This window comes from Micromonospora sp. M42, from assembly GCF_000568915.1.
GTDB classification, from domain to species: Bacteria; Actinomycetota; Actinomycetes; order Mycobacteriales; family Micromonosporaceae; genus Micromonospora; species Micromonospora chalcea.
Map to the genome: position 1 here is coordinate 752,296 of NZ_KK037233.1, position 12,371 is coordinate 764,666.

At 73.0% G+C, this 12,371-nt stretch carries 12 protein-coding genes and 1 pseudogene; 10 read left to right on the top strand and 3 right to left on the bottom strand.

Annotated elements, in window-relative coordinates; genetic code table 11:
- The 3 genes from MCBG_RS03045 to MCBG_RS03055 all read left to right on the top strand — a co-directional run.
- Window positions 1–410 (top strand): isocitrate lyase/phosphoenolpyruvate mutase family protein (locus tag MCBG_RS03045; RefSeq protein ID WP_223201028.1); only part of this gene is annotated, 410 nt, incomplete at its 5' end.
- Window positions 411–512: 102 nt separating this feature from the next.
- Window positions 513–1,472 carry a hypothetical protein gene (locus MCBG_RS03050; RefSeq protein ID WP_043323699.1) on the top strand — a complete coding sequence of 320 codons (960 nt, stop codon included), beginning with the start codon at window positions 513–515 and terminating at the stop codon, window positions 1,470–1,472.
- Window positions 1,473–1,476: 4 nt separating this feature from the next.
- Window positions 1,477–3,087 (top strand): asparagine synthetase B family protein, encoded by a 1,611-nt coding sequence (locus MCBG_RS03055; RefSeq protein WP_043323701.1) that lies wholly within the window; start codon window positions 1,477–1,479, stop codon window positions 3,085–3,087.
- A gap of 31 nt (window positions 3,088–3,118) precedes the next feature.
- Here MCBG_RS03055 and MCBG_RS03060 read toward each other — a convergent pair whose 3' ends face one another.
- Window positions 3,119–3,853, bottom strand: coding sequence for a transglutaminase domain-containing protein (locus MCBG_RS03060; protein ID WP_223201029.1), 735 nt, complete (start codon window positions 3,851–3,853; stop codon window positions 3,119–3,121).
- A 511-nt stretch (window positions 3,854–4,364) separates the two neighbouring features.
- Here MCBG_RS03060 and MCBG_RS03065 point away from each other — a divergent pair.
- Entirely contained in the window at window positions 4,365–4,610 is a 246-nt protein-coding gene (locus tag MCBG_RS03065; protein ID WP_255358573.1) for a DUF1203 domain-containing protein, read from the top strand.
- 48 nt (window positions 4,611–4,658) lie between these two features.
- Window positions 4,659–5,651, top strand: a complete 993-nt coding sequence (locus MCBG_RS03070) for a carcinine hydrolase/isopenicillin-N N-acyltransferase family protein (RefSeq protein WP_043323703.1) — start codon at window positions 4,659–4,661, stop codon at window positions 5,649–5,651.
- Here the strand turns inward: MCBG_RS03070 and MCBG_RS03075 are convergent.
- Together MCBG_RS03075 and MCBG_RS03080 are read right to left on the bottom strand one after the other, a co-directional pair.
- Window positions 5,630–6,058, bottom strand: coding sequence for an HflX-like GTP-binding protein (locus MCBG_RS03075; protein WP_198033267.1), 429 nt, complete (start codon window positions 6,056–6,058; stop codon window positions 5,630–5,632). The genes MCBG_RS03070 and MCBG_RS03075 overlap by 22 nt on opposite strands.
- 114 nt (window positions 6,059–6,172) lie before the next feature.
- Window positions 6,173–7,615: an LVIVD repeat-containing protein gene (locus tag MCBG_RS03080; RefSeq protein WP_369799352.1), complete on the bottom strand. Its 1,443-nt coding sequence runs from the start codon at window positions 7,613–7,615 to the stop codon at window positions 6,173–6,175.
- A gap of 147 nt (window positions 7,616–7,762) precedes the next feature.
- On the opposite strand from MCBG_RS03080, the gene MCBG_RS03085 reads away from it, so the two are divergent.
- The 5 genes and pseudogenes from MCBG_RS03085 to MCBG_RS03105 all read left to right on the top strand — a co-directional run.
- Window positions 7,763–8,458: a DUF305 domain-containing protein gene (locus MCBG_RS03085; RefSeq protein WP_043323705.1), complete on the top strand. Its 696-nt coding sequence runs from the start codon at window positions 7,763–7,765 to the stop codon at window positions 8,456–8,458.
- A 77-nt stretch (window positions 8,459–8,535) separates the two neighbouring features.
- Window positions 8,536–9,798 (top strand): annotated as a pseudogene (locus tag MCBG_RS03090) (sensor histidine kinase).
- Complete coding sequence (locus MCBG_RS03095) at window positions 9,795–10,460, top strand: response regulator (protein WP_043323707.1); 666 nt, start codon at window positions 9,795–9,797, stop codon at window positions 10,458–10,460. Before MCBG_RS03090 ends, MCBG_RS03095 begins: the two are co-directional and overlap by 4 nt.
- A gap of 200 nt (window positions 10,461–10,660) precedes the next feature.
- Window positions 10,661–11,374: an ABC transporter ATP-binding protein gene (locus tag MCBG_RS03100; RefSeq protein WP_051611472.1), complete on the top strand. Its 714-nt coding sequence runs from the start codon at window positions 10,661–10,663 to the stop codon at window positions 11,372–11,374.
- A gap of 5 nt (window positions 11,375–11,379) precedes the next feature.
- The coding region (locus tag MCBG_RS03105; protein ID WP_043330088.1) for an ABC transporter permease at window positions 11,380–12,371 on the top strand (992 nt) is incomplete at its 3' end.

Below are 12,371 nucleotides of genomic sequence, written 5' to 3' on the forward strand. Positions count from 1 at the left end.
ATCGGGGCGGTCCGCGCGGCGGTGACAAGAAAGATCGTCAACGACCGCACCGAAAAAAAAGTGGCTGGGCGTGCCGGCGCCGCTGGACGAGGCACGGCGGGGGGCGGCGGCGTTCCAAACCAAAAAGGGCCGACTGCCTGTTCGTGCCGGGCGCCCGGACGACCTGGGGCCTGCTCGCCGCCGAGGTGGGGTTGCCGCTGAACGTGCTGTACCAGCCGGGCGGCCCGGACCTCGCAGCCCTCGGGCGGCTCGGCGTGGCCCGGGTCAGCACCGGATCGCTGCTGTTCCGGGCCGCGCTCGGTGCCGCGCTGCACCTGACCGACGCGATCGGCGCCGGGCGCGACGCGGGCCTGCCGGCGCCGCCCGGATACGAGGAGGTGCAGGCCCTGGTGTCGCCGTCCGCCACCTGATCGGGCACTTCGGAGGAGATGGGAGGAATCGCGCCTTCTCCGGTCTTTACGGTGTGCGCAGGCCCAATCACGCCGTGTCCCGACCGAGAGGGGACGGAGACCATGCGAGTGCCCAGCCGCAGCCCCGGTCGCCAGCCCGGTCCCGCCGCCGCACCCACCGCTCCCGCCCGCCGGGTGCCCGCAGCCGGCCGGCGCGGCGACGCCGTCCCGGACCTGTCCGCGTACCGGGCGGCGGTGGCGGACCTCCTGGTCGAGGTGGGCGCGCTCGCCGACGCGCCGTCGGCCACCGCCCGCCAGGTGCTGCTCGACCAGCGGCTGCGCGAACCCGCCATCGCCGCCGTCCTCGACGCCACCCCCCAGGGGCTGATCGGGGCCCGGGAGACGCTGCTGCTGGAGATGGCCCGCTACCAGCCAAACGCGCGCAGCTCGGCGCAGGACCTCACCGCGCTGGTGCGGATCTACCTGCTCTCCCGCGTCGACGTGCTCTGGTGGCGGGACGCCCCGACGTTCCTCACCGACGACCAGGTCCGCACCAGCGCCGAACTCGTCGACCTGGAGTGGCTGCGCCGGCGCGGGCTGATCGAGTTCCGCTATCAGGAGCAGCCCGCCACGGTCGTGGGCCGGGGCCTGCGCGCGGCGCGCCGCCGGTTGCTTCCGGCCGCCACCCCGCGTACCGCCGGGCTGCTGTTCCGCCGGGCCCGCCGCGAGATGATCGCGTTCCTCAACGACCTGGCCCGGGAGTTCGCGGCCGTCGCGCCGGACCGCACGCCGCCGCTCTGGGTGACCAGCCTGGCCCGCAGCGCCGAGCACCAGTACCGGCTGCGCCGCCTGGGGTACGCCGCGATGGTGCCCAGCGGACACTGCCTCGGCTGGGCCGCCGATGTCGAGCTGGAATGGTACGAGCGCTTCGGCGCCCGTTCGGCCCTCGCCGGGTTGCTCCTGGCCCGCCAGGACGCCGGCGAGGTGAACGTGGTCGACGAGGGACAGGCCTGGCACGTGTGTCTCGCCCCGGACGCCCGCCGCCGCTACCGGCGGGCGTACGAGGCCGAGATGGGGGTGTGACCCGGTGTGCGGCATCGCGCTGAGCATCGGCCCCGAGGCCGACCCGGCCACGTTCCGCCGGATGCTCACCGCGCTCGCGTCGCGCGGTGAGGTCACCGAGACCCGCCAGGAGAACGGCCTCCTGGCCGGCGTACGGCGGCTGAAGATCGTGGACCGGGAACGGTCCGTCCAGCCGTGGATGTCGCCGGACGAGCGGCACCTGCTCTGCTACAACGGCGAGATCTTCAACCACCACGAGCTGCGCGTCGAGCTGACCCGGCTCGGGCACGAGTTCCGCACCACCGGCGACACCGAGGTCGTGCTGACCGCGTTCCGCCAGTGGGGCGAGAACGCGGTACGCCGGCTGCGTGGGGAGTACGCGTTCGTGATCGTCGAGCGGGACAGCGGGCGGGCGTACCTGGCCCGGGACCCGCTCGGGGTCAAGCCGCTGTACTGGTCCCGCCTGCCCGGCTGCCTGCACCTCGCCTCCGAGGTCAAGGCGCTCGTCGGGCACGGCGCGCCGATCGGCGAGGTGGCGCCCGGGCACCACGGCTGGGTCGAGCCCGGCGAACCGGTCCGGCCGCGCCCGCACGTCGACCTGCTCACCCTCGGCGACGGCCTGCCGGTGATCGACGACCCGGACGAGGCGGCCCTGCTGGTCCGCGTCGCGCTCACCGACGCGATGCGGGCCCGGCTGGACACCGACCTCACCGTCGGCGTGGTGCTCTCCGGCGGCCTGGACAGCTCGCTGGCGCTGCTGCACGCCCGCGAACTGCACCCGGACTGCGTGGCGGTCACCATCGGCGTGCCGGAGAGCCCCGACGTCGCGTACGCCCGGCGGCTCGCCGCCGACCTCGGCGTGCCGCACGAGGTGATCGAGCTGCGCCCCCGCGACATCCGGCTGGCCGACGTGCGCGAGGCGATCCGGGTCTCCGAGCTGACCGAGTACGGCGACATCATCAACGCTGTCGTCTCGGTGCCGATCTTCCGGCGGCTGCGCGAGCTGGGCGTACGGGTGGTGCTCACCGGCGACGGCTCCGACGAGCTGTTCGGCGGCTATCCGATGTACCACCAGGTCGGGCCGGAGCGGTCCCGCCGGCTGTTCCTGCACAAGATCCGCAACCTGTGCCGGACCGAGCTGCAACGGGTGGACCGGGCCAGCATGGCGCACGGGGTGGAGGCCCGGGTGCCGTTCCTCGACCTCAGCGTCGTCGAGCTGGCCATGCGGCTGCCGCTGGACTTCAAGCTGCGCGACGGGCAGGAGAAGTGGATCGTCCGGCAGGCCTTCGCCGACCTGCTGCCCGGCTACGTCCGGCAGCGGCCGAAGAACCCGATGTCGTACTCGTCGGGACTGCACGAGCGGGCCCGCCTCTACAAGCCGCTGTTCGCCCGGCTGCACCGCTCCTTCGGCTACGACCTGCTGGAACCGGTCCGCCGTGACTTCGACAGCGTGCTCACCCGCTGCGGCAACGACCTCGACCGGGCCATCGCCGAGGGCATGGCCCGGCCCGACTACACCGTGCTGGAACACGCCCGGGACCTGGTCGGCGCGGCCCGGTGGAACGCCGCGCCGATGGTCCGGCGGCTGGTCAACCCGCGCCGCACCCGAGGCGACGAGGCACCCCTGCCCGGGTGAGCCCGCGCGGCCCCGGTAGGAGGCCGCCGGGTCAGCGCCGCAGGTCCACGTCGGCGGCCACGCCGGAGACCGGGTCCATGCAGTGCACCGTCGGGCCCGGACGCAGCCGGGCGTCCGAGGCGTACCGCCGGGCCAGCTCCCGCCCGGCGGCGGCGTCGCCGCGGTCGGCGGCCACCAGCAGCGCGGCGACCTCGTCGACGAGCGTGAGGTCGGCGCCGGTCAGGTCCTCGGTCATCGCCCCGAAACCGTCCCAGAGCAGCACCTCGTCCTTGTGCCGGTGGGCCAGCTCCAGCAGCACGTAGTCGTGGATGAACCAGTCGCCCCGGATCGGCAGCGACGGGTCTACGCCGTAGGTGTCCGGGTCGACCCGGCCCGCCCGGTAGGCCAGCCACACCCGGGCCGCCGACTCGAAGTGCCCGGCCTCCGGGTCGATGTCGTAGCCGTCGAACGGCCGGTCGCCGGCCGGGTCCAGCTCGGGGTCGGACCAGACCCAGCGATCGCCGTTCCACCACTCGGCGAGCACATGGTCGTGGTGCCAGCCGGGCACGAAGTAGCTCGCGAACCCGACCCGGCTGCGGGCCGGGACGCCGTGCTGGCGCAGCGTCGCGACGGTGAGCAGCGTGTGGTCCCGGCAGCAGCCGGCGACCCGTTCGGCGGCCGGGCGCTCGGCGGCCAGCGGCAGCGGGAACCGCGACTGGTCGGCGTCGAGGATGCGGTCCAGCCAGCGCAGATTCACCTCGGCCCGGCGGACGTCCGGCAGCTCCACCCCGCCGGCCCGGTAGTGATGATCACGTTGCGGGCGGTCGCGTAAGTGGCAGTAGCTAGACCCAACAGAGCCAAGATCGCGTTCTCGGGAGTGTTGCAACGCTTGCTCGGGCCCGAGCGACATTTTCATGGCTCACGAGAGACTCATACCAGCAGATTCGCTTCAAGGACGGCACTAATCCTTGTCGGCTAGGATGAGAATTGATTTTTGAAGTGCCAAGAAAGAACAGCACAGCTCCGATGACGGTTTTCTTCCACGATACAATGACTGCGCGATATGTGTGCAACGGGCGTGTGATTTCCCGTCCTATTGGCATCCCATGGGACCAAATGCCAAGGATCTCAACTGTAGGGACTGGTGGTAAACAGTACATTAAATGTTAGGATCGCACTTCTTGAGCATGAGGATGGGCGATGTACACGAATTAGTGCGCCCGGCCCGGACGAGACGCTGCTGCTGTTCGGGTACGCCCCGCCCGCTGCCGCCGAGCCCGTACCGCGAGGTGGGACCGGTGTTCGCGCACGCCGCCGAATGCGCCGGCCCGCACGACGTGACGGCGTACCCGTCCCAGTGGCGCGGACGGGAGCAGGTGCTGCGCGCGTACGACAGCCGGGGTCGCATCGTGGGCGGACGGCGACACGACGGCGGTGACCCGGAGGCGGTGGTCGCGGAGCTGTTCGCCGACCCGGCGGTGGACCTGCTGCACAGCCGCAACGTCGTGTACGGCTGCTGGATGTTCGCTGTCGTGCGGAGTTGACCGGGTCCCGGATGGACATCGGCGGACGCCTCTTCTAGCGTCGCTGTCATGCGGAGGACCCTCATCGCCGGCGGGCTCGCGTTGCTCCTGCTCGGCACGGCCTGCGGGGAGAGCCGCCGGTCCGACCCGCCGGCCGCGGCCGGCTCGCCCACCGCCTCGCGGCAGGACCCGGGCCAGGTCGAACGGACGCTGGCCAGCCTCCGCAAGATCGACGATCTGCCGATGTACGAGATGACGTACGACGGCGACTACGACCCGACCGCCGGGCTTGCCGGGTCGACGCCGCCGAGCCCGTTCGGCTGCTCGTTGTTCGCCGCGCTCGGCGACCGGGAGCGGCCGGTGTTCGCCCGCAACTTCGACTGGGAGCCGAACCCCGCGCTGGTGCTGCGCACCGACCCGCCGGACGGGTACGCCTCGATCTCGCTGGTCGACATCTCCTACCTGGGGGTGGCCGCCGACCCGACGGGGGACCGGCGGCTGCTGGACGCGCCGCTGCTGCCGTTCGACGGCATGAACGAGCGGGGTCTCGCGGTCGGGCTGGCCGCCGACGACGGGGCGCGCGCCGAGCCGGTGCCCGGACTGCCGAAGGTGGGCTCGGTGCGCATCCTGCGCCTGGTGCTCGACTCGGCCGCGACCGTGGACGAGGCGGTCGCCGTGTTCAAGCGCTACAACCTGGACTTCGACGGCGGGCCGCCGCTGCACTACCTGCTGGCCGACGCGACCGGCACGTCGGCGGTGGTGGAGTTCGTCGACGGGAAGATGACTGTGGACCGGCGCAGCGGCCCGTGGCAGGCGCTGACGAACGTGCCGGCCGCCGGGGTGCCGGACCGGGAACTGCGCCAGGACCGCAGGTACGGGGTGCTGGCGAAGGAACTGGACCGCACCGGTGGGGTGGTCGACACGGCCGGGGCGCTGCGGTTGCTGAACGCGGTACGCCAGTCGCACACCCGGTGGTCGGTCACGTACGGGCTGCGCAGCGGCGAGGTGCGGGTGGTCACGGCCGGTGGCGGCACCCGTGACTACCGCCTGCCGATGAGCTGATCCGGGCCGGGTGGACCGCTCCGGCCGAGGTCGTCGGCGCTGATCACGAGGCAGCCCAGCAGGTCGGCGAGCACGGTCCGCTGCACCGGCGTCAGGGTGTTCACGAAGACGGCGGCGTCGACGCCGGCCTCCCGGCACGCCTCGGCGATCTCGCGGAGCCTGCCGTGCGTCAGCAGCGTCCGGCGGGAGAACGGCTGGGACATCCGGGTGGCTCCGCCGGGACGCGCGTGCCACCGGTCGGAGACGCCTCGGCGTTGCACGAACCGGCCCACCACCCGGGCGCCGCGTTGCTCGGCCACGGCGGCGAGCCGGTCGAGGCGGGCCTCGTAGTCCTTGTCCTTGGCCGGGAAGAGCCCGACGAGCACGACGTCGGCGCCGTCGAGCGGGTCGCTCACGTACCTCTTCACGCGGACAGGATCGCCCGCGGCGGCCGGTGCGGCCAGGGGTTTCCGGGCTGTCTCAACGCACCGGGCCCGGCAGCCCCCGCGAGGGGAGCGCCGGGCCCGGGACGGGTCAGCGGGTCACCAGCTCAGGTAGCCCGCCTGGGTCTGCACGTTCAGCTCGGGAACCAGCAGGAACTGCGCCAGCCAGGTACGCGGGTCACGCAGCTCCAGCACGTCCAGTCCCTTCTGGATGTCGCTGGAGTAGATGTGGCCGTTGTACCAGTACGCCGACCAGGACCCGCCGGTACGCAGCTGCGTGGCGTCCAGCGGACCGCGCTCCCAGTAGGCGATCTCGGTCGGCTTGCGGGAGTTGGTGAAGTCCCACACCGAGATGCCGCCCTGGTACCACGCCTGCACCATGATGTCGCGGCCGGGCACCGGGATCAGCGAGCCGTTGTGGGCCACGCAGTTCTCGGTGTCGGCGTTGACGCGCGGGATCTTGTAGTAGCTGCGGAATTCCAGCTTGCGGGCGTTGCCGCGGCCGGTGATGTCGTAGATGGCGTCCGCGCCACGGTTCGGGCCGACCACCTCGTTGCAGGTGGCCGCGCCGCCGCCGCCCAGCTCGTCGGTGAAGACGACCTTGGTGCCGGAGTTGTTGAACGTGGCCGAGTGCCAGAACGCGAAGTTCTCGGCGTCGGTCACCCGCTCGATCACCCGGGGCGCCTCACGGTCCTTGATGTCCAGCAGGATGCCGTCACCCATGCACGCGCCGGCGGCCAGGTCCTTCGCCGGGTACGCGGTGATGTCGTGGCAGCCGGTGGTGGCCGACGACTGACCGGGGATGCCCGGGTAGCCGCCGTCCGGGAACAGGTTCGGCGTGGCCACCACGGAGGCGGTGGTGGGGTTCTTCACCGGCACCTTGACGATGGAGATGGAGTCGTGCGGCGGCTGGCAGTCCGGGAAGTCGGCGCGCGGGCTGTACGACGAGACGTACAGGTAGACGTTGCGCTTGTCCTTGCCGGGCACGAGCGTGTGGGTGTGCGAGCCGCACGCCGTCTCGACCGACTTGATGTAGCGCGGGTTGCGCTTGTCGCGGATGTCGAAGATCTTGATGCCCTCCCAGGACTCCTTCACCGACGCCGGCTGGCTGGTGCTGGCGCAGGAGTCGTCGCTGCGGGAGGAGTCGGTGGACAGGAAGAGCAGGTCGCCGTGGACCGAGATGTCGTTCTGCGAGCCGGGGCAGAGCACCTGCGACACGATCGTCGGGCGGCTCGGCCGGAGGATGTCGTAGATGACGAACCCGTCGTAGTTGCCGACGAACGCGTACCGCCCCTGGAAGGCGATGTCGGTGCCGAGGGCTGCGGTGGTGTCGAACGGCGCCTGCTTCGGCAGGTTGGCCACCTGCCGCAGGTTGGGGCTGCTGGAGATCTCGTCGACACCGGGGACGGCGCTGTCCACGGTGGCCGGCGCGGCCTGGGCGCGGGGGATCTCCTGGGCGCTGCTCGGCGGCGCGGCGACCACGCCGGCGAGCAGCAGGCCGGCGGCGGCGAGGCTGATGATGCGGGTGCGGGACGTGCGGATGCTGATCACCGGCAACACCCTTCGAAAGGGGATGATGATTCGCCAAACCTTACCTATCGGAGACCGTCATCAATGTGACTTGGGTCACACTGGGGAACTTTTATCTATGTATAGGATCGCCTTCACCTTGACCGGAGGAGGCGTCGTATGACCAGCCGGCAGGCGCGCGTGTGGGTGGGCGTCACAGCGCTCGTCATGCTCGTGGTGATCGGCGGGCTGGCGCTCGCCGGGCGCGACGACACCCGGCCCGAGGCCGCGGCGGGCAACGCCGCGACGGGCGCGCCGAGCCCGAGCGCCACCACCTCGGCGCCGCCGCTGCTGGTCCCCGGCCGCCCGGGGGAGTCGGCCGCCACCCGTGCGCCCGATCAGGTGCGGGCAGCGTCGACACCCCGGTTCAACAGCCTCGACATCTGGTACGTCCGGATGATGATCCCGCACCACGAGCAGGCGCTGGAGATGGCGACGCTCTTCCCCGACCGGGCCGCCGACCCCCGCATCCGCGCCGTGGCCGAGCGGATCCGCGCCGCCCAGGGGCCGGAGGTCGGCCTGCTGCGTGCCTGGCTCAGCACCCGCGACCTGCCCGCCGACGTGCCGGGGCACGACCACGGCAGCATGCGCGGGATGCAGTCCGCCGAGGCGATGCGGCAGCTCGCCGACGCAAGGGGCGCGGCGTTCGACCGGATGTTCGTGCAGATGATGACCGATCACCACCAGGGCGCGATCGTGATGTCCACCGACCTGCTGAAGGTCGGCGCCGACCAGGCCATGCAGGAGTTCGCCACCGGCGTGGCCGTCGAGCAGTCCGCCGAGATCACCCGCATGCGCGCCCTGCTGCCCTCCTGACCCCCGCACCCCCGCCGCTCCTCGCGGTGATCATGAGGTTGGCGGCGACAAATCGGACGACGACGCCCGTCAACCTCATGATCATCGCGAGGTGGGGCGGCGGGGGAGGGGTGGGGAGAGCGGGCCTAGGCTGGGGAATCGTGGCTCGCCTCATCCTCGGCCGTCCGCTGCGCGGCATCGCCTTCGACACCGCCGTCTGCGGGCTGGTCGTGTTCTTCGCCGTCTCCGCGTACGTCGCCGGCCAGATCGGCGTACCGGCGTTCGCGGTCGGGCTGGCGGCGGCGGTGGCGGTGTTCTTCCGGCGTGCCCACCCGACGGCGGTCGCCGTCGCGGTGGCCGCGCTCGCGCTGGTCCAGGTGATCGCCGGCTGGGGTCCGCTCGCCTACGACATCGCCGTGCTGATCGCCCTCTACAGCGTGGTCAAGTACGCCGACCGGCTCCGTGACGGCATCGTGGCCGGGGTCGTCGCCGTGCTCGGCGGGGTGCTCGCCGCGCTCCAGACGCCCGGCGCCGGGCCCTGGTGGATGGGCGCGTTCTTCTACGCCCTGATCGTCGGCGCGGTCTGGCTGGCCGGGCTGAACCTGCGGACCCGCCGGCTCTACGTGCTCAGCCTGGAGGACCGGGCCGCGACGCTGGAACGGGAACGGGAGGCGCAGGGCGGGCCGCGGTCGCCGAGGAGCGCACCCGGATCGCCCGGGCTGCACGACGTGGTCGCCCACAGCATGGCCGTGATGATCGTGCAGGCGGACGGGGTGCGGTTCACGCTCTTTTTTTTTATCCGGCCACCGCCCGCGAGGCGGCCAAGGTGGTGGCGGACACCGGCCGGGCGGCGCTGGAGGAGATGCGGCGGCTTCGGCGTACTGCGGGAACCCACAGCGACGCAGCCGGACCCGGCGGACGGGCCCGCGCACCGCCGGCCCGCGCTGGTGGAGCTGCCCGCGTTGCTCGACCGGTTCCGCGCCGCCGGGCTGCGGGTCGCCTGCGGCGGCGCGGGCACGCCGCCGCCGCTGCCCCCCGGCCTGGAGCTGACCGTCTACCGGGTGGTGCAGGAGAGCCTGACCAACACGCTCAAGCACGCGGGCGTCGGCGCGTCGGTGGAGCTGACGCTGGACTGGAGCGCCGACGCCGTCGTGATCCGCGCCGTGGACGACGGGCGCGGCCGTCCGGTCGACGGCCCGGCGCCGTCCGGCGGTCACGGCCTGGTCGGCATGCGGGAACGGGTCGGGGTGTACGACGGCAGCCTCGCCGCCGGACCCACACTTGCCGGTGGCTGGCGGGTGCGGGCGCGGCTGCCGCTGGCCCCGGCGGCCGGCACCGGGGAAGGGAGCGCGGCGGCGTGACGGTACGGGTGATGATCGTCGACGACCAGGCGCTGGTACGCGCCGGGTTCCGGATGGTGCTCGACTCCCAGCCCGACCTGGCGGTGGTCGCCGAGGCCATCGACGGCGCGGACGCGCTGCGGGTGCTGGACCGGGTCGCCGTCGACGTGGTGGTGATGGACCTGCGCATGCCGACCATGGACGGGGTGGAGGCGACCCGGCGGATCTGTGCCCGGCGCGACGACGGGCGCCCCCGCGTGCTGGCGCTGACCACGTTCGACACGGAGGCCGACGCGTTCGCCGCGCTGCGCGCCGGGGCGAGCGGGTTCCTGCTCAAGAACGTGCCGCCGGAGGAGCTCATGGCCGCGATCCGGGTGGTCGCCCAGGGCGACTCGGTGGTGGCCCCGTCGATCACCCGGCGGCTGCTCGACCGGTTCGCCGGGCAGCTCGGCCCCGCGCCGGCCGCCGATCCCCGGCTGGCCCAGCTCACCGAGCGGGAACGGGAGGTGCTGCTGCTGGTGGCGCAGGGGCTCTCCAACGCCGAGATCGCCGCCCGGGTGCACGTCGCGGAGGCGACGGTGAAGACCCACGTCGGCCGCATCCTGGCCAAGCTCCAACTGCGCGACCGGGTCCAGGCGGTCGTCCTGGCGTACGAGAGCGGCCTGATCACGCCCGGCGGCTGACCCGGCGTACGCCTCAGGTCGTACGGGTTTCCCCGGTGGGGGACGACCTCCGTCGCATCGAGGTCGAGCGCGCAGGTGGAGATCAACCAGGTGGTGCCGCCCCTAGCGTCGGAACTGTCAGAAAGACCGTGTCCGACAGGAGCACCTCAGTGTCCGCACCACCGACCACCGGCGTCACCCTCGCCGCCCGCGCGCTGCGCATGGAGTACGGCGCCGGGCAGTCCCGCGTCGTCGCGCTCGACGGCGTCGACCTCGACCTGGCCGCCGCCCGGTTCACCGCCGTCATGGGCCCGTCCGGCTCCGGCAAATCCACCCTGCTGCACTGCCTCGCCGGCCTCGACCGGCCGACCGCCGGGGCGGTCCACATCGGTGACGCCGACCTGACGCGCCTGGACGACCGGCGGCTCACCCGGCTGCGCCGCGACCGGATCGGCTTCGTCTTCCAGAAGTTCAACCTGCTGCCCACGCTCACCGCGCAGGAGAACATCGTCCTGCCGCTGGCGATCGCCGGCCGTCGCCCGGACCCGGCGTGGCTGGGGCAGGTGGTGGCGGCGGTGGGCCTGACCGACCGCCTCGGGCACCGCCCGGCGGAGCTGTCCGGCGGGCAGCAGCAGCGCGTCGCGGTGGCCCGCGCGCTGATCACCCGGCCCTGGGTGATCTTCGCCGACGAGCCGACCGGCAACCTCGACTCGCGCTCCGGCGCCGAGGTGCTGCGGCTGCTGCGCGAGGCGGTGGACATGCTCGGTCAGACCGTCGTCATGGTCACCCACGACCCGGCCGCCGCCGCGTACGCCGACCGGGTGGTCTTCCTGGCCGACGGCCGGCTGGTCGACGAGTTGCACGCGCCCACGGTCGGCGCGGTCCGGGACGCGCTCAGCCGGCTCGACCCGGCCGTCGCGCCGGCAGGGCGGTGACCGGGATGCTGCGCCTGACCCTGCGGCAGGTCCGCGCCGACGGCCTGCGCCTGCTGCTGTCCTCACTGGCGATCGTGCTCGGCGTCGCGTTCGTCGCCGGCACGCTGATGTTCACCGACGGGATGCGCGCCGGGGCGTACGAGCGGGCCGGTGAGTTCGACAGACACACCGACCTGGCCGCGTACGCCGAGACCGACCCGCTGCCCCCGGCGCTCGTGGACCGGGTACGCGCCCTCGACGGGGTGGCCGCCGCCGCGGGCGAGCTGACCGGCTCCGCCGGGGTGGTGGGCGCCGACGGCCGTCCCGTGCTCGGGTACGCGGTGCTCGCCGCCGTCCCCACCGAGGCGGCCCTGCAGTCCTACGACGTGGTGGCCGGGCGGCTGCCGCAGCGCCCCGGCGAGGTGGTGCTCGACGACGAGACCGTCGCCGAGCAGCGCTTCACCGTCGGCGGCCCGGTGTCGATCGGCGGACGCGACGGCGCGGCCCGCCCGTACACGCTTGTCGGCACCGTCGACGTGGACGGCAGCTCCCGCGACGTCGGCGGCCCCTACATCGGGCTGACCGGCCCGGACGCGCTCACCGTCAGCGGCGAGAAGGGCTACGGCCGGATCATGGTGGCGGCCCGCCCCGGCGTGGACACGGCGGCGCTGGCCGACCGGATCCGCGCCGTGGTGGGACCGGACGTGACGGTCCGGGACCGCGACGCCATCCTCGACGCGGCCGTCGACGACGCGGTACGCGACCTGCGGCAGTTCGGCATGCTGCTGGGCACGTTCGCCGCCGTCGCGGTGGTGGTGGCCGGCTTCGTGATCGCCAACACCTTCGCCATCGTGCTCGCCCAGCGCTCCCGGCGTACCGCGCTGCTGCGGCTGGTCGGCGCCACCCGGGGGCAGATCTACCGGGCCACGCTGTCCGAGGCGGCGGTGACCGGCCTGCTCGCCTCCGTCGTGGGGGTGCTGGCCGGCGCGGCGGTGGCCGGCGGCCTCGGCGTGCTGCT

What these genes read in the sequence shown, in the direction of transcription:
- MCBG_RS03085 (WP_043323705.1), top strand. Translation starts at nt 7,763, where the DNA reads ATGACCAGCCGGCAGGCGCGCGTGTGGGTGGGCGTCACAGCGCTCGTC.
- MCBG_RS03070 (WP_043323703.1), top strand. Translation starts at nt 4,659, where the DNA reads ATGCGGAGGACCCTCATCGCCGGCGGGCTCGCGTTGCTCCTGCTCGGC.
- MCBG_RS03100 (WP_051611472.1), top strand. Translation starts at nt 10,661, where the DNA reads ATGGAGTACGGCGCCGGGCAGTCCCGCGTCGTCGCGCTCGACGGCGTC.
- MCBG_RS03050 (WP_043323699.1), top strand. Translation starts at nt 513, where the DNA reads ATGCGAGTGCCCAGCCGCAGCCCCGGTCGCCAGCCCGGTCCCGCCGCC.